General features: G+C 38.6%; 27 protein-coding genes. 17 read left to right on the top strand and 10 right to left on the bottom strand.

Features of this window, described 5'->3' with window-relative positions; all coding sequences use genetic code 11:
• Positions 1 to 52 precede the first annotated feature (52 nt).
• The 5 genes from B5X76_RS13535 to porX all read right to left on the bottom strand — a co-directional run bounded on the left by B5X76_RS13535 (position 53) and on the right by porX (position 4226).
• Positions 53 to 853 carry an outer membrane beta-barrel protein gene (locus B5X76_RS13535; protein ID WP_139375317.1) on the bottom strand — a complete coding sequence of 267 codons (801 nt, stop codon included), beginning with the start codon at positions 851 to 853 and terminating at the stop codon, positions 53 to 55.
• Positions 854 to 857: 4 nt separating this feature from the next.
• The gene (locus B5X76_RS13530) at positions 858 to 1628 is read right to left on the bottom strand and encodes a hypothetical protein (RefSeq protein ID WP_079643720.1); all 771 of its coding nucleotides are present in this window, start codon (positions 1626 to 1628) and stop codon (positions 858 to 860) included.
• Between the two features lie 6 nt (positions 1629 to 1634).
• Positions 1635 to 2171 (bottom strand): RNA polymerase sigma factor, encoded by a 537-nt coding sequence (locus tag B5X76_RS13525; protein WP_079643718.1) that lies wholly within the window; start codon positions 2169 to 2171, stop codon positions 1635 to 1637.
• A gap of 69 nt (positions 2172 to 2240) precedes the next feature.
• Positions 2241 to 2657 (bottom strand): tRNA (adenosine(37)-N6)-threonylcarbamoyltransferase complex ATPase subunit type 1 TsaE, encoded by a 417-nt coding sequence (gene tsaE, locus B5X76_RS13520; RefSeq protein WP_079643716.1) that lies wholly within the window; start codon positions 2655 to 2657, stop codon positions 2241 to 2243.
• A gap of 15 nt (positions 2658 to 2672) precedes the next feature.
• Positions 2673 to 4226, bottom strand: a complete 1554-nt coding sequence (gene porX, locus B5X76_RS13515; RefSeq protein ID WP_079643714.1) for a T9SS response regulator signal transducer PorX — start codon at positions 4224 to 4226, stop codon at positions 2673 to 2675.
• A 254-nt stretch (positions 4227 to 4480) separates the two neighbouring features.
• On the opposite strand from porX, the gene B5X76_RS13510 reads away from it, so the two are divergent.
• The 7 genes from B5X76_RS13510 to B5X76_RS13480 all read left to right on the top strand — a co-directional run bounded on the left by B5X76_RS13510 (position 4481) and on the right by B5X76_RS13480 (position 10979).
• Entirely contained in the window at positions 4481 to 5716 is a 1236-nt protein-coding gene (locus B5X76_RS13510; RefSeq protein ID WP_079643712.1) for an HD domain-containing protein, read from the top strand.
• Between the two features lie 58 nt (positions 5717 to 5774).
• Positions 5775 to 6806, top strand: a complete 1032-nt coding sequence (gene lpxD / locus B5X76_RS13505; protein WP_079643710.1) for a UDP-3-O-(3-hydroxymyristoyl)glucosamine N-acyltransferase — start codon at positions 5775 to 5777, stop codon at positions 6804 to 6806.
• A gap of 26 nt (positions 6807 to 6832) precedes the next feature.
• Positions 6833 to 8224, top strand: a complete 1392-nt coding sequence (locus B5X76_RS13500) for a bifunctional UDP-3-O-[3-hydroxymyristoyl] N-acetylglucosamine deacetylase/3-hydroxyacyl-ACP dehydratase (RefSeq protein WP_176141072.1) — start codon at positions 6833 to 6835, stop codon at positions 8222 to 8224.
• Positions 8225 to 8241: 17 nt separating this feature from the next.
• Positions 8242 to 9036, top strand: a complete 795-nt coding sequence (gene lpxA, locus B5X76_RS13495) for an acyl-ACP--UDP-N-acetylglucosamine O-acyltransferase (protein ID WP_079643706.1) — start codon at positions 8242 to 8244, stop codon at positions 9034 to 9036.
• A 17-nt stretch (positions 9037 to 9053) separates the two neighbouring features.
• Complete coding sequence (locus tag B5X76_RS13490; protein ID WP_079643704.1) at positions 9054 to 9674, top strand: ABC transporter ATP-binding protein; 621 nt, start codon at positions 9054 to 9056, stop codon at positions 9672 to 9674.
• An 84-nt stretch (positions 9675 to 9758) separates the two neighbouring features.
• Entirely contained in the window at positions 9759 to 10319 is a 561-nt protein-coding gene (gene efp / locus B5X76_RS13485; RefSeq protein WP_079643702.1) for an elongation factor P, read from the top strand.
• Between the two features lie 84 nt (positions 10320 to 10403).
• Positions 10404 to 10979, top strand: a complete 576-nt coding sequence (locus tag B5X76_RS13480) for a 5-formyltetrahydrofolate cyclo-ligase (protein ID WP_079643700.1) — start codon at positions 10404 to 10406, stop codon at positions 10977 to 10979.
• Between the two features lie 56 nt (positions 10980 to 11035).
• On the opposite strand, the gene B5X76_RS13475 is transcribed toward B5X76_RS13480, so the two are convergent.
• From B5X76_RS13475 to B5X76_RS13460, 4 genes are all read right to left on the bottom strand, one after another.
• Positions 11036 to 12343, bottom strand: coding sequence for a sugar MFS transporter (locus B5X76_RS13475; protein ID WP_245801038.1), 1308 nt, complete (start codon positions 12341 to 12343; stop codon positions 11036 to 11038).
• 267 nt (positions 12344 to 12610) lie between these two features.
• The gene (locus B5X76_RS13470; RefSeq protein WP_079643698.1) at positions 12611 to 13042 is read right to left on the bottom strand and encodes a hotdog fold thioesterase; all 432 of its coding nucleotides are present in this window, start codon (positions 13040 to 13042) and stop codon (positions 12611 to 12613) included.
• Positions 13043 to 13047: 5 nt separating this feature from the next.
• The gene (locus tag B5X76_RS13465) at positions 13048 to 13566 is read right to left on the bottom strand and encodes a DinB family protein (protein ID WP_079643696.1); all 519 of its coding nucleotides are present in this window, start codon (positions 13564 to 13566) and stop codon (positions 13048 to 13050) included.
• On the bottom strand, positions 13547 to 14770 hold the full coding sequence (locus B5X76_RS13460) for a sensor histidine kinase (RefSeq protein ID WP_079643694.1): 1224 nt from the start codon (positions 14768 to 14770) through the stop codon (positions 13547 to 13549). The genes B5X76_RS13465 and B5X76_RS13460 overlap by 20 nt, the downstream gene beginning before the upstream one ends.
• Before the next feature lie 126 nt (positions 14771 to 14896).
• On the opposite strand from B5X76_RS13460, the gene gltX reads away from it, so the two are divergent.
• Both gltX and B5X76_RS13450 read left to right on the top strand, forming a co-directional pair.
• Complete coding sequence (gltX, locus tag B5X76_RS13455; protein WP_079643692.1) at positions 14897 to 16417, top strand: glutamate--tRNA ligase; 1521 nt, start codon at positions 14897 to 14899, stop codon at positions 16415 to 16417.
• A 30-nt stretch (positions 16418 to 16447) separates the two neighbouring features.
• Positions 16448 to 17296, top strand: coding sequence for a sugar phosphate isomerase/epimerase family protein (locus B5X76_RS13450; protein WP_079643690.1), 849 nt, complete (start codon positions 16448 to 16450; stop codon positions 17294 to 17296).
• Positions 17297 to 17321: 25 nt separating this feature from the next.
• Here the strand turns inward: B5X76_RS13450 and B5X76_RS13445 are convergent, their stop codons facing one another.
• A complete protein-coding gene (locus tag B5X76_RS13445; protein WP_079643688.1) occupies positions 17322 to 18590 on the bottom strand; it encodes an NAD(P)/FAD-dependent oxidoreductase in 1269 nt (422 codons plus the stop codon).
• A gap of 183 nt (positions 18591 to 18773) precedes the next feature.
• On the opposite strand from B5X76_RS13445, the gene B5X76_RS13440 reads away from it, so the two are divergent.
• The 8 genes from B5X76_RS13440 to B5X76_RS13405 are packed head-to-tail and all read left to right on the top strand — an operon-like array spanning position 18774 to position 25885.
• Positions 18774 to 20297: a flexirubin biosynthesis tyrosine ammonia-lyase FlxA gene (locus B5X76_RS13440; RefSeq protein ID WP_079643686.1), complete on the top strand. Its 1524-nt coding sequence runs from the start codon at positions 18774 to 18776 to the stop codon at positions 20295 to 20297.
• A gap of 2 nt (positions 20298 to 20299) precedes the next feature.
• Entirely contained in the window at positions 20300 to 21031 is a 732-nt protein-coding gene (gene fabG / locus B5X76_RS13435; protein WP_079643684.1) for a flexirubin biosynthesis SDR family reductase FlxB, read from the top strand.
• An 8-nt stretch (positions 21032 to 21039) separates the two neighbouring features.
• Entirely contained in the window at positions 21040 to 22266 is a 1227-nt protein-coding gene (locus tag B5X76_RS13430) for a beta-ketoacyl-[acyl-carrier-protein] synthase family protein (protein WP_079643682.1), read from the top strand.
• Positions 22259 to 22507, top strand: coding sequence for an acyl carrier protein (locus B5X76_RS13425; RefSeq protein WP_079643680.1), 249 nt, complete (start codon positions 22259 to 22261; stop codon positions 22505 to 22507). The genes B5X76_RS13430 and B5X76_RS13425 overlap by 8 nt, the downstream gene beginning before the upstream one ends.
• A gap of 12 nt (positions 22508 to 22519) precedes the next feature.
• A complete protein-coding gene (locus tag B5X76_RS13420) occupies positions 22520 to 23413 on the top strand; it encodes an LpxL/LpxP family acyltransferase (RefSeq protein WP_079643678.1) in 894 nt (297 codons plus the stop codon).
• A gap of 4 nt (positions 23414 to 23417) precedes the next feature.
• Complete coding sequence (locus tag B5X76_RS13415) at positions 23418 to 24323, top strand: dialkylrecorsinol condensing enzyme DarA (RefSeq protein WP_079643676.1); 906 nt, start codon at positions 23418 to 23420, stop codon at positions 24321 to 24323.
• 3 nt (positions 24324 to 24326) lie between these two features.
• Complete coding sequence (locus tag B5X76_RS13410; protein ID WP_079643674.1) at positions 24327 to 25460, top strand: dialkylresorcinol biosynthesis protein DarB; 1134 nt, start codon at positions 24327 to 24329, stop codon at positions 25458 to 25460.
• Positions 25460 to 25885, top strand: a complete 426-nt coding sequence (locus B5X76_RS13405; RefSeq protein ID WP_079643672.1) for a hotdog family protein — start codon at positions 25460 to 25462, stop codon at positions 25883 to 25885. The genes B5X76_RS13410 and B5X76_RS13405 overlap by 1 nt, the downstream gene beginning before the upstream one ends.
• The last annotated feature ends 1 nt before the right edge of the window (position 25886 follow it).

The raw sequence follows: 25886 nt of genomic DNA, 5'->3' as shown, positions 1-25886 counted from the left end.
AAATGCCGAAATATGATTTCGGCATAAAAGTAATGATTTTTTCTATTATGGCCTAAAAACCTAGTGTAAGTCCGAAAGTGAAATTGTTGAGCCCTTTTTGAGCAGGACTGTTTTCAAATACGTCGTTTACATAGTATTTTGCAAATATGCCAAAGTCGTCATATCCGACCCGTACAAAAGGTCCGTATTGAAAGGTCGCTAGGTTATAGTTGTCTCTGAACTTTTGCTTACCATTTTCTCGACTCTTTAGTCGTTGAGTGCCCTTTAATAGGACACCAGTCATCGCTCCAAAAGCTACTTTCATGCGGTCTCCGTGTCGGTTTTTGTCACTGCGCCATTCAAATGAAATAGGCATTCTTAGGTAGGTAGAAGTGAGTACATTCTTTGTGTAATTTACTTCATTTGGATCTACGACTTTATAAGAGAGCGATTGTGTGTTTTCTTCTAAGAGAATATTCTCTTTCAATCGTAGATAGTTCCATTCGAATCCTGCAGATAGATATGTTTTAAAGTTATCACTTACCCGCAGACCAAATTGTAAGACATCGAAGCCAAAATTTGAAGCTTTTTTGTAGGCCAAGAAATCGTTTTCTTCGGATAATGTGAATTTTCCGTCGTCCATTATTCTGGAGAAGCCCCAATCGATACGAGTTAGTGTTACACCACCAAAAATTCTAGGGTACTTCGAAGTGTTTGGTTGATCCTTAATTCCTATAGTTATATTGAGATCTTTGTCCTTACGGATTGTGTCTAGTTTTTCTTTTTCAGGGCCATCTTGTCCCTTTGCTAGGGAGATTGTTAGTGTGGTTAATACTATCCCAAGGAATCCAAATTTAAGGTTATATGCTTTCATCGTTTTATTTTTTTTTATTTCGGTTTTTAACAAGTGAGTTTAGTATGTCAATTCGGAAAGACCCTTCTTCATCCGCTCGGAAACGAATATCTTTTGTGGTACTTACTTCGATCTTTTCTGAAATGGTATTTAATATCGAAGTCACTACGGTCTTATTTACTGTTTCATGTGGAGTCTGTGCATACATGCTTTCCGTTTCTTCATCCAAATTGATCAAAGGTTTTATATCTTCTATTTCAGTGACTTGGTGAACTGGGATGCTTGATGTGTAACCTTCCTCTACTCCCTTTAAGCTTAAAAGCTTGGGTTTGGATTCTGCTAGATCACCGATTTTGAGGTCTACATTAACCCTGTCATAGCTTTCTTGCTCTTCTAGTCTTTGAGGTTGTATAGCGACTGCAATATTTGCGTTTTGAATCTTTTCTTCTTTGTCTTTATTCGTATCGAGCTGTTCTTGTTCTATACTTTCAGGAGGTTGGATTCTCAAACTTTTCTCTTTGCTCTCTTGTTTTTGCGCGATTATCGTTTCGTTTCTATAAACCGATTGCGTATCGCCTTTGTAGTTTAGTTTTAGTAAACCAAAGGTTGTGCCCAAAAGTAGAATAGCGGCGCCGGCATATCTTATCCAGGTTTGTTTCCTAAAAGGTAGGCGTACTGGTTTCTTTTTTGATTCATCTAATTGTCTTTCTATACGTTGCCAAACATTTCGGTTTGGTGTTTCTTCTGCTTCATGAAATGCTTCACGGAACAATCTATCGATATCTTCTTCTTTCATGATGATTTAGTATGTTAATTTTACTAACCTATTTTGTAACCACTGTCTTGCTCTAGAAAGCTGTGATTTGGAATTTCCTTCTGATATTTCCAATATCTCAGCAATCTCCTTGTGTGAATATCCCTCTACGGCATAGAGATTGAAAATTGTTCTATAGCCTGTTGGTAATTGTTGAACGAGGTTCAGCAAGTCCTTGTAAGCCGTTTGATCAGTCCCTATTTGACTCGGTAGCTGAAGTGAATCATTATTGTCAATAGATTCAAAAAGTTTTCCTTTGTTCTTTCTGTGGGTCTCAATGGCCACGTTAATCATAATCCTTTTGACCCAACCTTCTAGAGAACCTGAGCCATCAAATAGATGATGTTTGGTAAAGATCTTAACAAATCCATTTTGTAATATATCTTCAGCTTCAAGCGTTGTATTGGCATATCGCATGCATACAGCTAACATCTTTTTGGAAAAGTGATCATACAACGCAACCTGGGCTTTTCTATCCTCCTTTTTGCATCCTAGCCAAATTGTATTTAGATTATTCTTTTCCAATTAATTGATATTAGTTAATAGGAAGACGGTGTGACAGAAAGAATGGTTGCATGCGCTATTGAAAAAAAATTATTTTTTTTCAATAGCTATCGTTCTTCTTTGAGGATCAATGATATCGATTGTTACGTTTATCGCATTTGTTGGGAGCAAATTGGGGATTTTTTCTGGCCATTCGACAAAGCAATAGTTTCCAGAGTAAAAATATTCTTCATACCCGAAGTCGAAAGCCTCTGATTCCGATTTCAAGCGATAAAAATCGAAATGAAAAATAGGTCCGTTGCTAGAAGCGTATTCGTTTACTATTGAAAACGTAGGACTGGAAGTGTGGTCTTGTACATGTAGACATTGACATAGCTCGTTTATCAATGTGGTTTTTCCGGCGCCCATTGTCCCGTAAAAGAGGAATATACGGTCATTGGGATAGCTGCTAATAATCCGAGAAGCTGCTTCTTTTAGGTCTTCTAAGCCTTTTACATTGATTTCCATAATTGACAAAATTACCTATTTTGGTATATATGTGGCATATGGTATTATCATTTCTTCTAGAGATATGCCCCCGTGTTGAAATGTACCGTTGTAATAGTTTACAAATTGATTGTAATTGTTGGGGTAGACAAAATACACTTCTTCTTTTGCAAACACAAAAGTTGAGCTAACGTGAAGTTTTGGCAATTGCGCTTCGTGTGGGTTGCGAATTGTGAAAACGTCCTTTTCTACATAGTTGAGATTTTTTCCTTGTTTGTACCTTAAGTTGGTGTTTGTGTTTCTGTATCCCACTACTTTGCTTGGTTTTTTTACTTGGATTGTACCGTGATCTGTTGTTATGATAACCCTGACATTTTTTTGGGAGAGCCACTTTAGTACTTCTAATAGGGGAGAGTGTTCAAACCAGGAGACTGTTAGCGATCTATACGCTGCCTCGTCATTGGCTAGTTCACGTATCATGGCCATGTCGGTGCGTGCATGTGAGAGCATATCTACAAAGTTGTATACGAGTACGTTGAGATCATTTTGCATGTAGTTGCTTACGTTGTCTAGTACTTCTTTTCCTTGTTCGAGAGTGAGTACCTTTGTATAGCTATGCTTTATTTCTCTTCTGTATAGACGCTTAATCTGGTCCGCTAGGAATTTATCTTCGTGAAGGTTTTTACCACCTTCGTCTTCATCATTTTGCCATAAATCAGGAAACCTCTTTTCCATTTCTAATGGGGTAAGGCCGCTGAATACAGCATTTCTAGCGTATTGTGTGGCTGTAGGAAGTATGCTATAATAGCTATCTTCTTCCTCTAATCGGAAATAGTCTGTGATAACATCATTGATTAATTTCCACTGGTCATATCTGAGGTTGTCTATTAAAAAAAAGAAAGTTGGCTTTTCTGGTTGAAGATTTGGAAACACTTTCTTCCTAAATAATTGATGCGATAGTGTCGGGCTTTCTTCTGGATTGTTAATCCATTTCAGGTAGTTTTTCTCTATAAATTTAGAGAAGGTTGCATTCGCATCGGCTTTTTGCATAGTCAAAATCTCGTGCATGCTATCATCTTCCAGTTTTTCTAGAGAGAGCTCCCAGTAAATAAGTTTTTTGTATGCATCAGTCCATTCTTCGTAGTTTAGATCATTGTTGATGATAGTGCCGAGGTTTCTAAACTCCTGTTGGTAAGCCATAGACGTTTTTTCACTAATGATTCTTTTGTTTTCTGTAAACTTTTTGATAGTTAGTAGGATTTGTCTTGGATTAACCGGTTTAATTAGGTAATCATCAATCTTAGCGCCAATAGCATCTTCCATCAAATGCTCTTCTTCATTTTTAGTTACTAAAATTGTTGGGGTAGTAGGGTTTATCGTTTTGAGTATACTTAGTGTTTCTAAGCCTGTCAGTCCCGGCATGTTCTCGTCTAAAAAAACAAGGTCAAAGGGCTCTTGCTTGAAAGCGTCTACAGCGTCATTTCCGTTGTTTACGGTTTTAACTTTATATCCTCTTTCTTCTAGAAGAAGGATGTGTGGTTTTAAAAATTCAATTTCATCATCCGCCCAAAGTATATGTGTTTTTGTCATGCTCTTGTGTGGTCTTATGTGTTACTACTATTTTTTATGTGCTTAATTAAGCGTAGTAGATTTTTGAGTAGAAAAGCTAATATGTGTAATATAAGCTTATATTTAAAACGAACCTAATTAGAATCCATACAAAACGCTATTTTTTAACATAAATTAACGGCATTGTGTGTATCTTTGCGCTTATCTTAGGTGGTGTATTTGTCGTTTTTATTCGACAAGTATAAAAATACGAAAACTCTTAATATTAAATCGGATTGAACAAGAAAAAAATCATCAATGATCCTGTGTACGGTTTTGTTACAATTCCGTCGGGATTGATTTTTGACTTGATCGAGCACCCGTATATTCAGCGGTTACGGTACATTAAGCAGGTCAGCATGACACATATGGTGTACCCCGGGGCATTGCATACTCGTTTTCAGCATGTTATTGGTGCTATGCATTTGATGCAGTTGGCTATCGATACATTGAGAAGTAAAGATGTCGCAATCAGTGCTGAAGAAGAGGAGGCCGTTTTGATCGCGATTTTATTGCATGATATTGGGCACGGTCCGTTTAGCCATTCTTTAGAACACTCCTTAATCGAAGGTGTTTCACATGAAATGATATCAGCTCTTTTGATGGACAATCTGAATAGGGAGTTCAATGGAGAGTTGTCTTTGGCAATTGTCATTTTTAATGATAGATACCCTCGTAAATTTCTTCATCAATTAGTTTCTGGACAATTGGACACAGATCGAATGGATTACCTCAACAGAGATAGCTTCTTTACGGGAGTTTCTGAAGGAGTTATATCTTTTGATCGAATTATTAAAATGTTGACCGTGAAAGATGATGAACTGGTTGTTGAAGCTAAAGGAATTTATTCGGTAGAAAAGTTTTTAATTGCTCGTCGTCTTATGTATTGGCAGGTTTATCTTCACAAGACGGTGATCGCAGCCGAGCAAATGTTGATTAAAATTTTAACGAGAGCTAGAGTGCTTTGTGAAAAAGGAGAAAAACTTAATGCTTCGCCTGCTTTCGCGCATTTTTTGTACACAAAGATTGATGCGGTTGTTTTTGTGAAAGATTCTATTCATTTGGATCTATTCACAAAGTTGGATGATACGGATATCTTATCCGCGATTAAGGCATGGGAACTACATGATGATCCTATTTTGAGTATGCTATGTCGACGTCTCTTAAGACGGGATCTATTTGGTACTGAAATGAGATCATCTAGTTTTGATTCATCAGAAATAGAGATGATAAGAAGTAAGGCAAAACAGTACTTTCAGTTGAGCGATGCCGATGTTGATTATGTTGTTTATTATCAGCAAGTTCAAAATTCAGCGTATAGTGCAGAGAAAGAGCCCATAAAAATATTAAACAATCGTGGTGAGCTTTTGGAAATAGCAGAAGCATCGGATCTCTCGAATTTAGAAGCTTTGTCTAGGCGAGTGGTTAAGTATGCATTGACCTACCCGAAAGAGTTAAGGTATGTGGAGTAAGTCTTAGGAATAAAAAAGTTGAAAACTAATTGGGAAAAAAAGATACATTTGTAGTTAAATGCAGTTTACAGCCGAACAAATAGCAACGTTATTAAACGGGACAATAGAGGGAAATCCTAATGTTTCTGTTTCTCAATTGGCAAAAATTGAGGAGGGGTCTATCGAAACGTTATCGTTTCTATCTAATCCAAAGTATGAGCACTTCTTGTATACAACTGGGTCCGCAATTGTGATTGTCAACGAGGATCTTGTTTTACAAAAGGCTGTACCTTGTACGCTAATTCGAGTGAAAGATGCCTATTCTGCCTTTTCAGAATTATTGAAAATTTATCATTCGTTTAGGAATGAACGCTCGGGTAGGGATGAACAGGTGTATATTCACGATACGGCCCAAATAGGTGAGGGCGGTTATATTGGTGCGTTTGCTTATTTAGGACGTGATGTTAAAATTGGTAACAATGTTAAAATATATCCTAGAGTTTACATCGGGGATAACGTACGTATTGGTGATAATAGCACATTGTTTCCTGGAGTGACCGTATATTTTGACTGTGCAATAGGCGCAAACGTTATTATTCACTCTGGTACTGTGGTCGGGAGTGATGGTTTTGGCTTCGCTCCTCAGGCTAACGGAACATACGATAAAATACCTCAAATCGGGAATGTTGTTATTGAAGATGATGTTGAGATAGGTGCTAATACGGTAATAGATCGGGCTACAATGGGATCGACTATAATTCGAAAAGGTGTAAAGCTAGATAATTTGATTCAGATAGCGCATAATGTCGAGATCGGTGAAAACACAGTTATTGCAGCACAAACGGGGGTTTCTGGAAGTACGAAAGTGGGACGCCAGGTGATCCTAGGTGGGCAGGTAGGTTTAGTAGGGCACATTAGTATCGCTAACGGAACACAAGTACAAGCTCAATCCGGGGTTAACAAAAGCATCAAGGAGGAGAATATGAAGTGGGGGGGGACACCTTTTGCTCCATATACGGCTCATTTACGATCTCAGGTTGTTTATGCAAAATTGCCTAGTCTTGAGAAGCGAATTTTGGATTTGGAACAAAAACTTAAAGAAAAACAATAAAATCAATTGCCATAAGTATGGAGGAAATGAATGCAAAGCAAAGGACGATTAAATCTGAATTTACTATATCTGGAGTAGGGTTACATACAGGAAAGCCTGTTACACTAACGATAAAACCTGCTGCGGAAAATCATTGGTTCAAGTTTAGACGTGTTGATTTGGATGGACAGCCGATAGTATCTGTTGATGCAGATAATGTAACGGACACATCTCGTGGGACAACTATTGCTGAGAATGGAGCCTCTGTAAGTACGATTGAACATTTAATGGCTGCGTTTATAGGTCTTCAGATTGATAACGTGTTAATTGATTTGGATGGTCCTGAAGTTCCGATTTTGGATGGTAGCTCGACAATTTTTCTTCAAAAATTAAAAGAGATTGGCTTTGTAGATCAAGATGCAGATCGTGATTTCTACGAGATAAAGGAAAATATACATTACGTAGATGCGGATCGCAAAGTCGAAATTGTGGGAATGCCTTTAGATGGATATCGGTTGACCTGTATGATCGATTTCAATTCGCCAGTATTGGGAAGCCAACACGCTTCTATAAGCCAAATAGATGAGTTTGAGAAAGAAATCTCTTCATCCCGTACGTTTTGCTTTCTACATGAATTAGAGGCTCTTGTTAATAATAATTTGATCAAAGGTGGCGATTTGTCGAATGCAATCGTTATAGTTGATAAAGAGGTTAGTACAGAAGAACTGGATAAGCTTCAAAATTTGTTCAATAAACGTGTCACTGTAGCTGACGAAGGAATATTAGACAACATTCAGCTGCGTTATCAAAATGAACCAGCACGACACAAACTGTTGGATATGATTGGTGACTTGGCATTGGTGGGACGCCCTTTGAAAGGCCATATTATGGCTGCAAGACCCGGACATGCTGCAAATGTTGCATTTGCCAAACGTATAAAGAATCAGATCAAACGTGACAAGGCGAAAAAGAAGATAAATACATACGATATACACGCTACTCCAGTTTATGATACGGTACAAATTATGAACGTTTTGCCGCATCGTCAACCATTTTTAATGATTGATAAGATTTTGGAGCTTTCTGATACGCACGTGGTGGGATTAAAGAATGTTACTATGAATGAAGATTTGTTTATGGGACATTTTCCAGGAATGCCTATTTTTCCAGGTGTATTACGTATTGAGGGGATGGCACAAACCGGTGGGATATTGGTTCTTAATACGGTGCCGGATCCAGAGAATTGGTTAACATTGTTCCTGAAGATAGAAAGCGCACGTTTTAAAAATCAGGTTGTGCCTGGTGATACGATTATCTATAGTTGTGAACTATTGGAGCCAATCCGTAGAGGTATTGCTCGTATGAAAGGGGTGGGCATGGTCGGAGAAAAGATCGTTTGTGAGGCAGAGCTAATGGCGCAAATCGTTAAAGTTAAGTAAGACAATAAATTAAATAAATGATACAACCGTTGTCATATATACATCCTGATGCTAAAATAGCTTCAAATGTAGTCATAGAACCTTTTAGTACCATTCACAAAGATGTGGTAATCGGTGAGGGTACTTGGATTGGTTCGAATGTCACTATTATGGATGGTGCCCGAATCGGTAAGAATTGTAAAATATTTCCTGGAGCGGTTATTTCTGGCGAACCTCAAGATTTGAAGTTTGAGGGTGAGATCACTACAGCAGAGATTGGAGACAATACGACGATTCGTGAGTGTGTAACCATAAATAGAGGAACACGCGACAGGTACAAAACTGTAATAGGTAAAAATTGCTTAATCCAAGCCTATAGTCATATTGCCCATGATTGTATTATCGGAGATAATTGTATATTCTCCAATTCTAGTACTTTAGCGGGACATATTACGGTGGGTGATTATGTGGTTCTTGCGGGTCTGGTTGCTGTTCACCAATTTTGTCAAATCGGTTCGCATGCATTTGTAACTGGTGGTACTTTGGTACGTAAGGATGTTCCTCCGTTTATTAAAGCTGCTCGTGAACCTATCTCTTATGCAGGTGTGAATTCTGTAGGTTTGAGAAGAAGAGGTTATACCTCAGAACAAATTGCCGAAATACAGAATATCTATCGGGTACTTTTTGTGCAGAATAGAAACTTGTCTAAGGCCCTAGACCTAGTGGAAGCAGAGTTTGAAGCTACCGAACTTAGAGATGAGATTCTAACTTTTGTTCGTAATTCAAATCGAGGAGTGGTTCGAGGATTCAATCAAGGGAAAACTGGTGTTTAACTAAAATAGGTCAATTATTGAATATAACTTTACATAATTTAGGGAGAAGGTTTAATCAGGAGTGGATTTTTAGACATATTGATTATACCTTCTCTTCCAATAAAAAATATGCCATTTTAGGTCCCAATGGTTCTGGTAAGTCAACTCTTATAAAGTCCCTGACAGGGCAGCTCACTCCCAGTGAGGGTACCTTAGATTTTTCATTAGATTCACGTTCTTTTCCTGTTGAGGATATTTATCAGCATGTTTCCATTGCGGCTCCATACATCGAACTTGTTGAAGAATTTACTTTGATAGAACTGTTGGATTTTCATTTTAAATTCAAGAAATATCTGAATGGATTTGATAATAAGGAGATTATTTCTGTCTTGGGGATGGAAAGATCGCAGAATAAAGGTCTAAAGTATTTTTCTTCCGGTATGAAGCAACGAGTTAAATTAGCACTTGCTTGTTGCAGTGATTCAAAATTGCTTTTTTTGGATGAGCCTACTAGTAATATGGATTTGGAGGGCGAGTCTTGGTATCTAGATCTAGTGGATAAGACATTTTTCGAAGGCCGAACTCTTATTATAGGATCTAATCAAGAAAGGGAATATCAGTTTTGTGACGCTAGTATTTCGATATTGGATTACAAATAAACTGAGTTTATCGAATGCCTTGCTCTTGTACATACAAGGCATTTTATCTAAGTTTGTAACAGAAAATAAAAAACTACAATTCAAATGGCCAAAGCTTCAGAAGTAAAATCAGGAAATATTTTGCGTTTTAACGGCGAACTAGTTGCTGTAGAGGAATATATACATCGTACACCAGGTAATTTACGAGCGTTTTACCAAGCTAGAATGCGCAATGTAAAGACAGGTAAATTAGTAGAATATCGTTTTCGGGTTGACGAGGCCGTAGAGATCGCTCGTGTAGAAACTAATGATTATCAGTATTTATATGAAGACGAAGATTTTTTTGTTGTCATGGATAATGAGAGTTATGAGCAATTCAATATTCCAAAGTTTCTCTTCGGCGACTCGGCACGATTTTTGAAAGAGGGTATGAATGTAATCGTGGCTTTTGAGAGTGATGAGCCTATTATGGCGCAGACACCTAAAAGTGTTGAGCTTGAGATTACGTATACTGAACCAGCAGTAAAAGGAGATACCTCAACAAATGCTTTAAAGAAAGCAACTGTTGAAACGGGTGTGGAAATCAATGTTCCCCTTTTTATTAATCAAGGTGATAAAGTAAGAATTGATACACAAAGCGGCGATTATATCGAGCGCGTGAAATAATAAAAATTTTAGGTTTAGGTTGATTATTCGGTCTTGTAAGCTCTTCGCTGCAAGGCCGTTTTTTTATCACTATTATGGATAGCAATGAATAAAAGCGAATTGAGGCTTCTGTACAAAGAGAGGCGTAAAATGTTGGATAAGGAGACACGAGCGACCTATGATGCCGTCATTTTATCGCATTTGGAGCGTATGGACTGGTCAGACGTGAAGTTATTGCATGTTTACATACCGATAGATAGCTTGAATGAACCTGATACACTAAGTTTTATGAATTGGCTTAAACAGCTGAAGAATGATGTGCGGTTTGTGGTATCGAGGTCTGATTTTGATAGCGGTGAGATGTCTCATTTTTTATGGGACGAATCTATGATTCTTGAAGCTAATAAGTGGGGGATTTTGGAACCCAAAGGAGGTGCCGAGGTTAAAGAATTAGATTTAGATGTGGTATTGGTTCCTTTGCTTGTTGTAGATAAGAGAGGTAATAGAGTCGGTTATGGAAAGGGGTTTTACGATCGTTTTTTGGCCAGATGTCGGCCAGATGTTGCTACTATTGGGCTGAGTTATTATGAACCTGTAGATTGTATTTCAGATTTGGGCGAATTTGATATTCCAATTAAAACATGTGTTACACCCCAAAAAATATACGACTTTAGTAAATAGAAAAAAGCCTCAGTGACATGTCACTGAGGCTTTTTTCTATTCCTTCTTTGAAAATATTAGGCTTGTTTTTTACCAATTTTATGTCCCCAACTAGCAAAGTATATAATATATAAATAGGCTGGTACCATAGTGTAGAGAAATGCATGCTGGAAGTCGATTCCTACATGATCTTTTAAGTATCCATATACCAAAGGCCAAATCGCACCACCCGCAATACCCATAATCATGACTGCAGAACCTATTTTTGTAAAGTTTCCTAGCCCTTTAATTCCCAGAGGGAAGATTGCTGGCCACATCAATGAGTTAGCTAAACCTAGTAGAGCTACAAACCAAAACGAAGTTATGCCTGTAGTCAATACTGAAATGACGGTAAATAAAATACCTATAGAAGTACAGATTCGTAAAGCTGCTTGCTGACTGATAAACCTTGGAATAGTCGCGATACCAATTCCATAACCGATTAGCATAAATCCTAAGGTGAAAGCAGTTGCATTATCGGTGAAAACTTGAGGAACTGAACCTAGCTCTCTTGCGTAAGTACCGATAATGTCTCCGGCCATTACCTCTACTCCGACGCAGAAAAAGATAGCCAAAGCACCTAAGAATAAGTGTGGGTACTTGAAGATGGAATTTGTTGTCTTTTCTGTCGACTCCGTAGATTCATCTTCCATATTTACTTCCGGAAGTTTAACAAACTTCAAAATTACAGCAAAAACAAATAAAAAGACAGCTAGTGCAATATATGGAGTATGCAGTTGTTGTAATAATTCGTTCAGGATCGTACTTCTTTCAGCTTCTGTTGTAGCGGCTTCTAATCGAGCTTCAGAAGCATGAGCCCCTTTTAATAATAATGTTCCAAGAACAATAGGAGCAATAATTCCAGCTGTTTTATTGAAAACACCAGCTATTGAAATGCGCTGTGCAGCACTTTCTATTGGACCAATAATACTTAGGTAGGGATTTACAGCAGTTTGTAATAAAGCCATCCCTGTACCTTGTACAAATATCGCTGTAAGAAATAAGCCGTAACTACTGTTGTCGGCAGCAGGAATGAATACTAATGAACCTACACCTAGTACCACTATCGATGTTACTAAGCCATTGTGAAACCCTATTTTTTTAATGATCCATGAACTTGGTAAAGCCATGAAAAAATAAGCAATATAAGATGCGGTTGTTACTAAGTACGCTTGTAGGTCGGTCTCAAGATTGAATGCTTTTTTAGAAAAAGGGATTAATGAGCCATTTGCCCATGTAATAAAACCAAGGATAAAGAAAAATGCGCAGCAAATTGCCATAGGCAAAAACGCAGTCTTTTGAGGTTGCGCATTAGCTAACGCGCTAGGTTGTGTTGATGAAGACATAATTTAATTAAAATAATAAAATGTATTTTTCTGAAACTAGTATAGAATGCATGACTATCAATCCGGCCTATGGTTTTTAGTTTCTACTACAAGACTAATAAAATTTATTCATTTAAAGAAGAGAAATATCTCAAGCAAACGATTGCATGTGGTGTAAAAAAATAGAGAGACTTCGATGGGCGACGTCTCTCTAAAAACCTAAACCGTATCATATAACCAATAAATGATGTTATATGTTATAAATACAATTTAATGTTGGAAATGTTTTTAAATTATTCTTGATTTTTCAATAATAGCTACAGTTAGTCTGGAAATGCAAATGAGCTTTTGGTTGTCATCGTGCATTTTTATGTCCCATACATGTGTTGTTTTTCCTATATGTAAAGCACTACATGTGGCGGTAAGCATACCTTCAGACGCCGAACGTACGTGATTGGCGTTGATATCTAATCCAACTCCGGCATATTTTTCAGGGTCAATAATCAAGTTTGAAGCCACACTGCCAATAGATTCTGCTAGTACAACTGAGGCACCCCCATGTAATATGCCAAATGGCTGACGGACATTGTCTGTAATTGGCATAGCCGCAATAATACTGTCATCATTGATTTCGATAGCTTTTATACCCAATAGTTGGGTCATATACTTGTCGAATATGGTATTAACTTCTGTCAGGGCATATTTTCTAAACCAGATCATAAATTTTATTCTTGAGTCTTAAGATATCGTTCCTGCAAAATAATTCGATGATGATTAAGGTGTCCAGCAATGACATAAATGAATGCCCTTACGCTAATCAATCGGTCTGATGCCATTCCTTTACGTGCTAACTCATGTTCATTGAATGTGTCAAACAATATTAAATTTGATTTTCGAATCGCGGTAAATTCTTCAATGATACTATCAAATGTTCGCTCATTATGTCTCCCGTTAGCGACGAATTCATCTTGCTCAAAAGAAGCAAGAGCTGTCATGTCATTTCTAGCAAAGCGCAACGCGCGGTAGGCCATGACACGTTCGGTATCTAGGATATGGCACAGAATTTCCTTTACGGTCCATTTTCCTTCGGCATACGTATAGGAGCCTCGTTCCTCAGGAATAGCTTTTATAAAGGCCGGAAAAGTGTCTAGCTGATTTGTGAGCTCTTTCGTAACGTCTTCAACAATCGTTTCGATATAGTCTTCATATATAGCTGGGTATTCATCAGACTTGAGTAGGTTCATATTTTAAGTTGCTTTTTAATATTATCCTGAAAGTTGTTCCTTTTCCTATTTCTGATTCTTTAACAAAAATCTGCCCTTTATGGTAACTTACCATGCGCATCGTCAAGCTCAGTCCTAATCCCCAGCCTCTTTTCCTTGTTGTAAATCCGGGTTGAAAGATGGTCTCGAAATTAGATCTCGGAATACCTTTTCCTGTATCACTAATGTCTATAAAAATTTCCTCTTTTGCAATATTTTCCGTAATTACTACTTTTATTATACCTTCAGTGTCAATTGCATTTACGGCATTTTTTAATAGATTTTCGATTATCCAGTCGAATAATGGTACGTTAAGCATCGCCTCTACATGTTTGTCTCCTTCCAGAATAAAAGTTATTTTATCGCTTGTTCGTACTTTGAAATAATTGATAAAATCACTTACAACTAGATAGACATTATGGTTAGAGAGTGATGGTGTCGATCCTATTTTCGAAAAGCGATCTGCCACAATTTCAAGTCTCTTTACATCACGCTCCATTTCATTTACCACATCGTCATTTTCAGCATCAAACTTAAGCCGGATAAGTTCTACCCAGCCCATTAAGGAGGAAATAGGGGTTCCTAGTTGGTGTGCCGCTTCTTTTGCCATACCTACCCAGACTAAGTTTTGTTCTGATTTTTTTATGGAGTTGAATACAGAGTACGCAATAATTAAGAAAATTGCAATTAGTGAAAGCTGTATGTAAGGGAATATGCGTAGCTGTTGTAAGGCATCTGACTCTTTATAATAAACAGACCAGGATTCTCCGGAGTCTAAGTTTAATGTTATGGGTGGATGCATGCTTTTCATCGCATACAACTGCTTTTGAAAGTAATCTGGATCGTAATGGACCCAGTCTTTATGGTTTTCCTCCGCTTTTATGTTTGTCTTAGTGCTATCGAGGTCTCTCCAAAAAATGATATTATCCTTTTCGTCGGTGATTATAGCAGGCAGTGACAGGCTGTCGCGTACAGCATAAATAAAGCTTATGAAGTCGTCATCAACATCTGGCATGGTCATGATGCTCCGTGTGCTCATGGCCCATACCTCTGCTTTGGTTCTCTCGGATTTTGAAAGATTTTTGACCAAATAATTGGTATATAAAAGTGATGCAAGACCAATTAGAGCCGCAAAAAGCAGTAGGACTATTTTCCAAACCTGTTTATTGTATTTATATGTGTTCATTTTTTAGAATGATCAATATGCAAAATAGTGATTTTATTGAAGATTTCTCTTTAAATATAGGGGCTAACTGTAGTTTTTACTAATTCAATATTATTGTAATCATTCAGAAATCAGTAATTTTGTGTTATGAGTTCGCAGAAAAAAGTTAGAGTGCGCTTCGCGCCAAGTCCAACAGGAGGATTACATTTAGGTGGAGTAAGAACAGCTTTGTTCAATTACTTGTTTGCAAAGCAGCATGGCGGTGAGTTTATTTTAAGAATTGAAGATACTGATCAGACGCGATTTGTCCCTGGAGCAGAAGAATATATAAATGAGTGTTTGGCTTGGTGTGGCATTTTGCCTGATGAGAGTCCGTCAAATCCTGGCGCTTTTGGACCTTATCGCCAAAGCGAACGTAAGCCTTCCTACAGACAGTATGCCGAGCAATTAATTGCAGCAGGCCATGCCTATTATGCTTTTGATACGTCAGAAGAGCTTGATGCACTGAGACAGTCTCAACCTAATTTTCGTTATGCTCAGGAAAATCGGATGAGTCTACGTAATTCGTTGAGTTTATCAGCAGAGGAAACGCAAAGATTACTTGATGCGAACGCACCACATACTATCCGGATTAAGATGCCTGAAGATCACATTGTATCTTTTGACGATATGATTAGAGGTAGAGTCTCGTTTGAGACAAAACTAGTCGACGACAAGGTTCTCTTAAAGGCTGATGGTATGCCTACTTACCACTTGGCTGTCGTGGTAGATGACAAGGCTATGGAAATATCGCATGTATTTAGAGGTGAAGAGTGGTTGCCTTCGGCTCCTGTTCATTTGTTATTGTGGGAGTATTTAGGTTGGTCTGACGATATGCCGCAGTGGGCACACCTGCCATTGATATTGAAACCGGACGGTAACGGTAAATTAAGTAAACGCGATGGAGATCGTTTAGGTTTTCCAGTTTATGCAATGAATTGGACGGATGCCAAAACGGGAGATCTGACTAAAGGTTTTAGAGAACTCGGCTTCTTGCCAGAAGCTTTTGTGAATATGTTGGGCGTACTTGGTTGGAACGATGGGACAGAGCAAGAGATTTTTACCCTTTCTGAATTGGTAGAGAAATTTTCTGTAGAGAGAATTAACAAATCTGGCGCTAAATTCGATTTTGAAAAAGCCAAATGGTTCAATCATGAATGGATAAAAAAGATGGACAATACCGCATTATTGCCTTTAGTGCGTGAAGGTTTAGTTCAACATGGAGTTTCAGCTATTGAAGACTCTTCTATTACTACTATTTTGTCGGTTGTTAAGGAACGTATGACTTATGTATCTGACTTTTGGGCACAGGCGTCATTCTTTTTTCAAATGCCACAGCATTATGACGTTGATGCGGTAAAGCCAAAATGGAATGCCGATAAGACAAAATTCTTTGAGGAGATTCTCGTAGAATTTGAAGATCAAGATTGGCAAGCTTCTGTGTTGGAGCCATTTTTCAAAGAACGTGTACAGTCGTCCGGGATGAAAATTGGAGAATTGATGATGCCTTTTCGAATTATGCTAGTCGGTGGGAAGTTTGGTCCCGATGTCTTTCTGATTGCCGAGATTCTAGGTAAAGATCAAGTGATAAATCGAGTTAATGTTGCACTAGATGTATTTAATAGTTAATTTAGATTCTTTGAGTCTAAACCAAACTTTATGAGAAGAATTTATCTATTTGCATTTTTTGTCGCTATAGGCATTTTGACACTTTCCTGTGCGACCAACAAGTCACTACAGAGAAGTCCTGAAGAACGTTTAGGGTGGAAGTTAGGTGCACAGGCGTATACTTTTCGCTTATTTTCCTTTGCGCAGGCTTTGGACAAGCTAGATAGTTGTGATTTACGTTATGTTGAAGCTTTTCCAGGACAAACTATTGGTGCTGGTAGCACTGAAACGATGGGATATCAGCTTTCGGTTGAAGGTAGAGCTCTGGTTAAGCGTTTGTTGAAAGATAAAGGGATTACGCTACATGCTTTTGGGGTTGTTGGAGCGAAGGATGCTGAAGAGTGGGAGAAGGTATTTGTGTTTGCGAAGGATATGGGGATTAAAGTGTTGAATGTTGAGCCCTCTGACGCTCATTTAGACATCGTATCTGGCCTATGTGATAAATATAAAATAAAGGCAGCTTTGCACAACCATCCCGATCCCTCTAAATACTGGAAGCCAGAGGTCGTGTTGGACGCATTAAAGGGGCGGAGTAAGTTTATGGGCGCTGCAGCTGATGTTGGGCACTGGATGCGATCCGGATTAGATCCTATTACTTGTCTGAAACAGCTGGATGGACATGTTTTTCATTTACACTTCAAAGACCTCAACGAATTTGGAGATAAGAAGGCTCATGATGTGCATTGGGGTACCGGAAAATTACCTCTGCAAGGAATTATTGATGAGTTAAAGCGTCAAAAGTTCGCTGGAATGATTTCTGCTGAATATGAGTATAATTGGGCAAATAGTAAAGATGACGTACGACAAAGCGTAATTAATTTTAGAAAGCTTATCAAATAATAAAAGGAGGTAAAGCCTCCTTTTATTATTTATATGTTTTTTCTATGTTATCGGACAGCTCCTTGTTGTTTTCTAGCATATAGGCTATACTTTTGATGACCCTGCTATGTTTTTTGACAAAAGGATTTTCTTCGTTCCAGACATATCCTGCTAATACGGCACATACTTTTTCCTTAACATCTAAGTTTTCGGGTCTGTGAAAGAAAAGGGTTTGTAGGTTTCCGGTATACCACTCTTTTACGTAAGTGGTGAAAACATCAATACCACGTTGCATGTATTGCGTAAAGTCTCTTTCCCAGTCTACTTTTTCACCATTGATTTGTCTCCAGGCAAGTTTTGCGGCTAGGATTCCGGATTCGGTGGCAAAGCATACACCAGATGAAAATACAGGATCTAAAAACTCCGAACTATTTCCGGTGAGAGCAAAACCATCACCATACATTTTGGTGACTGCGGCGGAGTAATTTTTCAAGTGAATCGGTTCGAAAATAAATTCTGTTCCAGCGAATCGTTTGACGTAGAAGTCGGAGAGTTGGATAGCCTTTTGTAGCGCTAAGGCCGTATCTCCATTTTCAGCCAATTGTTCGATAAATGCTGTGTCGGCCACTATCCCAAGACTGGTATTTCCATTGGAAAATGGAATAACCCATAACCAGACTTCGGTGTCTAATACATCGAATGAGATTTGTGTACCTTCGAGGCCCTCGGGTCTGTTGATATCCTTTACATGGGAGAAGATCGCTGAATGTGGATTCAGTTTCGACGGTTTGTCCAATTGTAGTAACCGAGGCAGTACTCGGCCATACCCACTGGAGTCGATTACAAACTTAGATTTAATGTGCGATTGATTTCCGTCCTTATCTATAACTGTGGTAATGGAGTCAGAGCCTTCGAAGCTGATTCCTGTTACCGTGGTCTCAAAGCTGATATCAACACCTTTTTTAATTAAGCTTTGTGCCATTACCATATCAAAATCAGCTCTCGGAATTTGCCAGGTCCAATCCCAACCGTTACCAAATTTTTGGCTAAAATCAAAAATACTAATGACTTGCCCTCGGATGAAACGAGCTCCGGGTTTTTTTTGGAAATTCTGCTTGTCTAAGTCGTCCAAGAGGCCGGCCTCTTCGAAGTGATCCATGACACGAGGAATAAGGCTCTCTCCAACTACGAGCCTAGGAAACCTACTTTTTTCTACAACTTTGATATTCGCACCTTGTTTTTGCAGGTACCCGGCAGCTACACAGCCAGAAGGACCTGCTCCTATAATCAAAATATCAACTTGACTTGTTTTCATTCTATAAAGAATTCAATTAAAACCTAAATAAATTCAATTATTTAGCACACCTCTGCCATCAAGGGCTTTTTTATAGAGGAAATGTGTTATTTTTGCACTCAGCTACTAGCAAAGGTACTTAATTATCTTGCTGACGAAAGAAGATAATCTAAAAATTGGAAAGTAAAAAGACCACATATATAAATGATTTCTATTCATAAAGATCTTTCATTAGATCAATTTGCAGACATATTATTAAATCACAAACAAGTAGGACTGGCCAGCGAGACTGTCAAAGTTGTCGAAGAGAGTTTTAGCTTCTTGAAGTCATTTATTGAGAATAAGATTATTTATGGTGTTAATACGGGGTTTGGCCCGATGGCGCAGTATCGTATTCAAGATGCAGATCGTATTCAATTGCAATACAATTTGATTCGTAGTCACGCCTCTGGAACTGGAGACCTCCTTCCAAATGACATTGTTAAGGCGGCTATGCTTACTCGTCTTTGTAATCTTTCGAAAGGAAAATCTGGTGTACATATCTCCGTTTTGGAGTTACTTCTGGAGTTTATAAATCGTGATATCACTCCCGTGATTTTTGCCCATGGAGGGGTAGGAGCTAGTGGAGATTTAGTGCAGTTGGCGCATTTAGCACTTACTTTAATCGGTGAGGGAGAGGTGATATATCAAAATCAAAGGAGATTAACACATGAAGTGTTTTCTGAGTTGGGGTTGAAACCAATCGCGGTAGAGGTTCGGGAGGGTATATCCCTAATTAATGGTACTTCGGTGATGACGGGAGCCGGAATGGTTAATTACTTCCATGCAAAACAGTTGCTCAGTTGGTCCGTGGAGTTGTCTTCTATTATGAATGAACTTGTAAAGGCACATGATGACCATTATTCGGTTACTTTAAATGAAGTGAAGAAGCACCAAGGACAACAGGATATAGCAGCTATGATGCGCCGTCATTTGGTAGACTCTAAATTGATCCGTAAACGTGAAGAAGACTTGTATTCAGGAAATAACTTAGAAGAGATTTTTAAGGATAAAGTGCAGGAATATTATTCTTTGCGTTGTGTGCCACAAATCTTGGGACCTGTATTAGAGACTATAGAGCAAGTGGGACATATTCTAGAAAGCGAAGTAAACTCTGTGAGCGATAATCCGATTATATCTGTTGAGGATCAGAATGTATATCATGGAGGTAATTTTCATGGAGATTACATCTCGTTAGAAATGGATAAATTGAAGTTGGCTGTAACCCGATTGACGATGTTGGCAGAGCGTCAGTTGAATTATCTGATGAATTCGAAGATTAACGAAATATTGCCTCCTTTCGTTAACATGGGTAAGCTTGGTTTTAACTTTGGAATGCAAGGTGCCCAGTTTACGGCTACCTCGACGACAGCTGAAAATCAAACGCTCTCTAACTCAATGTATGTGCATAGTATACCCAATAATAACGATAATCAAGATATCGTAAGTATGGGTACAAATGCAGCCGTGATTACCCACAAGGTTATCGTGAATGCATATGAAGTACTGGCTATACAGCTAATATCTGTAGTGCAGGCCATTGATATATTATCCTGTCAAGATTTAGTTTCTAGTCGTACAAAGGCAATTTATACCGATATTAGAAATATAATTCCAGCTTTTTCCGAAGATAAGCCCTTGTATATAGCTATTCAATCTGTCAAGAATTATTTAATGAAACAGGCGTAACTATGAAGTGTGCATTAGTAACGGGTGGATCTCGAGGTATTGGACGGTCTATTTGTCAAAAATTAGCTGTTGATTTGGGCTATTTTGTTTTGATCAATTATCAAGGGAATGAAACTGCGGCGCTTGAAACACTGCGATTGGTTGAAGAGGTCGGTGGGCAGGGAACTTTGTTGAGGTTTGATGTAGCAAATGAAGAGGCTGTAAATACTGTGTTAACGAAGTGGGTACAAGAGCATCCGGATGCGGTTGTGGAGGTTGTGGTTAACAATGCTGGTATTACTAAAGATGGATTGTTTATGTGGATGAAGAAGGACGATTGGCAAAGTGTGTTGGATATATCCTTGAATGGATTCTTTCATGTGACGAACTTTTTTATCCAAAAGATGTTACGAAATCGATACGGACGTATTATTAATGTGGTGTCAGTTTCTGGGGTAAAAGGTACGGCAGGACAAGCCAATTATTCTGCAGCTAAGGCTGGGGTCATCGGCGCAACAAAGGCATTGGCGCAAGAAGTAGCTAAACGTAATGTTACAGTCAATGCCGTAGCTCCAGGTTTTATTAAAACCGATATGACTGCCGAAATGGATGAACAGGAGTTGGTTAAGCTAATTCCAGCAAATCGTTTTGGCCAAGCAGAGGAGGTAGCGGACCTAGTTTCATTTTTGGCATCCAAAAAATCTAGTTATATTACAGGTGAAATAATAAATATAAATGGGGGTATTTATTCCTAGATACACGTATGGATAAAAGGGTGGTGATCACAGGAATGGGAATCTATTCTTGCATAGGAACAAACTTGGAAGAGGTTAAGCAATCTCTATTCGAGGGAAAATCTGGTATAACGGTTGATAAATCTAGAATAGATTTTGGATTTAAGTCACCGCTTACAGGGATGGTTCCTGTACCAAACCTGAAGAATGAGCTGACTCGGAGACAGCGAATTAGTATGGGAGAAGAGTCCGAATACGCATATGTTGCTACACGTGAGGCTTTACAGCATGCTGGAATCGATTCTGCTTACTTCGAGACTAACGAAATAGGGATTTTATACGGCAACGATAGTGTATCTAAAGCGGTGATAGAAGCTACGGATATTGTCCGGGACAAGAAGGATACACAATTGATCGGTTCGGGCGCTATCTTTAAGTCTATGAATTCGACGGTAACGATGAATTTGGCTACGATCTTAGGTTTAAAAGGGATAAATATGACCATCAGTGCTGCCTGTGCCAGTGGTTCACATGCCATTGGTTTGGGCTATATGTTTATCAAGCAGGGACTGCAGGATATGATTATCTGTGGAGGAGCACAAGAGATTAACCCTTATGCTATGGCAAGTTTTGATGGACTTGGTGTATTTGCCGAGGATATTGAACATCCCGAGTTAGCTTCTCGTCCTTTTGATGTCAATCGTACAGGACTGGTGCCTAGCGGCGGAGCAGCTACAATAATTCTTGAAAGCTATGAATCGGCGATAAAACGTGGGGCACCTATTATCGCAGAGGTCTTGGGATATGGTTTTTCGTCTAATGGAGGACATATTTCGACACCTAATATAGATGGGCCGGCTATGGCAATGCGTCGTGCTTTGAAGCAGGCTGGTATAGCTGCAGAAGATGTTGATTACATTAATGCCCATGCTACATCTACGCCTATTGGTGATGCCAATGAAGCTAAGGCTATACTGGAGGTTTTTGGCGGGAAGCCCTTTGTAAGCTCAACAAAGTCGATGACCGGACATGAATGTTGGATGGCAGGAGCGAGTGAGATCGTGTATTCTACGTTGATGTTGCAGCATGGCTTTATAGCACCTAATATTAATTTGAAGCAGGTAGATGAGGGACTGGAAGAATTAAATTTAGTTTCATCAACAATAAAACAAGAATTTGACATATATTTGTCAAATTCCTTTGGGTTTGGTGGAACAAATTCAGCGGTAGTAGTTAAGAAATTTAATAATGAGTAACGCGGATATTAAGCAGAAGATAAATGAAATTTTAATCGAGGAGTTTGAGGTTGATGCGGAGGTCATACAGCCTGAAGCGCCTCTTAGGGAGTCCCTTGATCTAGATAGTTTGGATTATGTGGATTTAGTCGTGTTGATCGAGTCTAACTTTGGTGTCAAATTGGGGGAGGCAGATTTTGCAGGCATGACAACTTTCCAGGACTTCTACAGCGTGATTGAACATAAAATATCGACAAAATAATTTTTGATAACCATGAGCCAATGGGACGGAAAGTCGAAAGGAACACTCCTTGGCTATAAAATATTTGTTTTCTTCATAAAGAAATTTGGTGTCCGTACAGCTTACGGACTTCTTGTTTTTGTAGCCCTTTATTACTTCCTGTTCTACCCCCGTAGTTTTAAAAATATTTTCTATTATCTCCATGATCGGCAAGGGCTTTCAAAGTGGACAGCATTTTGGAAAGTTTATCGTGTCTATTTTATATTTGGACAGACCATTATCGATAAAGTAGCTATCTCAGCAGGTATGCGAGATCGATTCACCTATGATTTTGATGGAATTGAATCGTTAAAAGAAGTTTTGGAAGAGCATAAGGGTGGGATTTTAATTTCGGCACATGTCGGTAATTTTGAAATATCTGAACAGTTTTTTTCTGATCTAGATCTCAGCTTTCAAATTAATCAAGTTACTGTAGATCAGGAGGTTTCTGTTATTAAAGAATATCTACAGACGATTGCCGAAAAATCAACAATCAAGCATATCTATATTAAAGAAGATATGACGCACGTGTTCGATATCAATGATGCCCTTTCTAATAACGAACTGATCTGTTTTACTGGAGATCGTTATTTTGAAGGTTCTAAAGTACTGGAGACAGATTTCCTTGGTAAGAAGGCTATTTTTCCAGCAGGACCATTCCATTTGGCATCAAGATTGGGCGTACCTATTATATTTGTGTATGTGATGAAAGAGACCAATAGTCATTATCATCTTTATGCACGTCGGGCAGAAGGAGTGAGACGGAGAGATGCACAGGGTGCATTGGAAGCATATGTGAAGAGTGTAGAAGGGATACTATCTCTCTACCCATTGCAATGGTTTAATTTTTTTGATTTTTGGAATAGAAAGGAAAAGGCTTCTCCCTAGATTTATGAAACAAGTTTTAGTAATATACTATAGCCAGTCTGGGCAATTGGAAGATATCGCCAAGTCGATAGCTCAACCATTTTTAGAGGATGAAAAGGTGGAGCTTGATTTTTATGAAATCAAAACTGTACATTCTTTTCCTTTTCCGTGGCGTAGTGCCGTTTTCTTTGATGTCTTTCCGGAGACTTTTCAGCAAATTCCTGAAGAGATTCATCCTCCAGCCAAACATATTCTGGAAAAGAAGTATGATCTGATATTGTTCCACTATCAGGTATGGTATTTGACGCCTTCAATTCCTATTAATTCTTTTTTGAAAAGTCCGTATGCTGCTACGATTTTGTGCGGTACACCTGTTGTGACGATCAGTGGATCTCGTAATATGTGGGCCAAAGCACAGGATAAGGTAAAAGCTTTATTGTTGCAAAATGGGGCCCGCTTGGTTGGTAATATTGCACTGACGGATAGGCATCATAATATGATTTCAGTCGTCACAATAGTCGATTGGTTATTTTCCGGCTTAAAACGTCGGGCGTATGGCATATTTCCGTTACCAGGAGTAGCGGAAGAAGAAATAAAGGGTGCGTATAAGTATGGAGAGACCATTAAATCCAGTATGAAGAAAGATAACTTTGATAGTTTACAGGCTTTGTTGCTTGCTCAGGGGGCTGTAGATTACAAGTTCTTTTTAGTATCTATGGATAAAAAGGCAAACCGCATGTTCCATATCTGGTCGACGCTAATTTTGAAAAACCCCAAGAAGAGAAAGCTACTTGTGACAAGTTTTAAATATTATGTGATTTTTGCAATATATTTTCTGTCACCCATTGTATTTTTAATCGAATTATTGCTCTTTCCACTTTTATATTTTTTACGTATAAAAAAAGAAAAGGCACATTATCAAGGTATTTAGCAGATGAATCAAGTTTTTATAAATCGTGTGAGTAAATTTTTACCCAATGATCCCATTGTTAATGAGGATATGGAAATGTATTTGGGTAAAATCAATGATAAAGAATCCAAGGCAAAACGGATTGTCTTACGTAATAACGGCATACAGACACGATATTATGCGCTTACGAAAGAAGGCGTAGCTACCCACACTAATGTGTTATTGACAGCGAATGCTATACGGAATTTATTAGACGAGGATTTCAAGGCTTCGGATATTCAGTTGATTTCCTGTGGTACCTCTTCTCCTGATTATTTAATGCCTTCACATGCTGTTATGGTTCATGGAGAGCTCAAGAACGGACAGTCAGAAGTAAATTCTGCTTCAGGAAACTGTTGTGCTGGTATGAATGCTTTAAAGTTTGGCTATTTATCTATAAAAGCAGGAAATACCGAAAATGCAGTATGCACAGGTTCGGAAAGGATGTCTTCTTGGATGCTAGCAGATCATTATAATAAGGAAGTTGAAAACCTTCAGGAGCTGGAGCAACAACCTATTATTTCTTTTAATAAAGACTTTTTACGCTGGATGCTTTCGGATGGTGCAGGCGCTATGCTTTTGGAAAATAAACCTAGAGGACCACTATCGTTGCGTGTAGAGTGGATAGAGGGTTATTCGTATGCCCATGAACTGGATGTATGTATGTACGCAGGCTCGGATAAGCTATCTGACGGAACATTAAAGCCGTTTAGTGATTATTCTTCAGTCGAATGGTTGAAACAATCAATTTTTGCGGTGAAACAAGATACAAAACTATTGGACAAGTATATTTTGGACAAGGGGGTAGAAAGCATGAAATCTGCGATGGACAAACATGGTATCAATCCTGGAGACGTCGATTATCTATTGCCACATGTGTCATCGCATTATTTTGTAGACGGTTTGTATGATCGCTTTGCAAAAGCAGGTATAGAAATCACGCGTGACAAATGGTTTATGAATTTACGCTCGGTTGGAAATGTGGGGGCAGGATCTGTATACCTAATGCTAGAGGAGCTAGTAAACTCTGGGAAGTTACTCGCTGGACAGCATGTGCTGTTGTGTGTGCCTGAAAGTGCGAGGTTCACCTATTCTTATGCTTATTTAACTGTTTGCTGATGTTTCCACTACGAGGAGAACATATTATAGATTTGATTCCACAGCGGTCTCCGATGGTTATGATTGGAGGTCTGCTTGCATATACAGTTGATACTGTTGTCGTTGATTTTGAAATTATGGATGACAATTTGTTCGTAGTTAGCGGTCGACTCCAAGAAAGTGGTCTGCTAGAGCATATGGCACAGTCGGTAGCGGCCCATACAGGATATGGATACTATATTCGTAAAGAGAAAGCTCCAACAGGATATATAGGTTCTATTCAGAAAGCTGATATAAATATATTACCGCTTGTGGGCCAAATTTTAACGACTAAAGTGGAGCTGGTTCAAGAATTTATGGGTGTTACCCTGGTAAATATAGAGACCTATATAGGGGAGGAATATGTTGCTTCTGCACAAATGAAAACAGTAATTGCTTCGAATTGAT

It is taken from the genome of Sphingobacterium nematocida, from assembly GCF_900168125.1.
In the GTDB taxonomy this organism is placed as follows: Bacteria; Bacteroidota; Bacteroidia; order Sphingobacteriales; family Sphingobacteriaceae; genus Sphingobacterium; species Sphingobacterium nematocida.
Note: the sequence above shows the minus strand (reverse complement) of the source record. Positions and strands in the feature narration are given on the sequence as shown.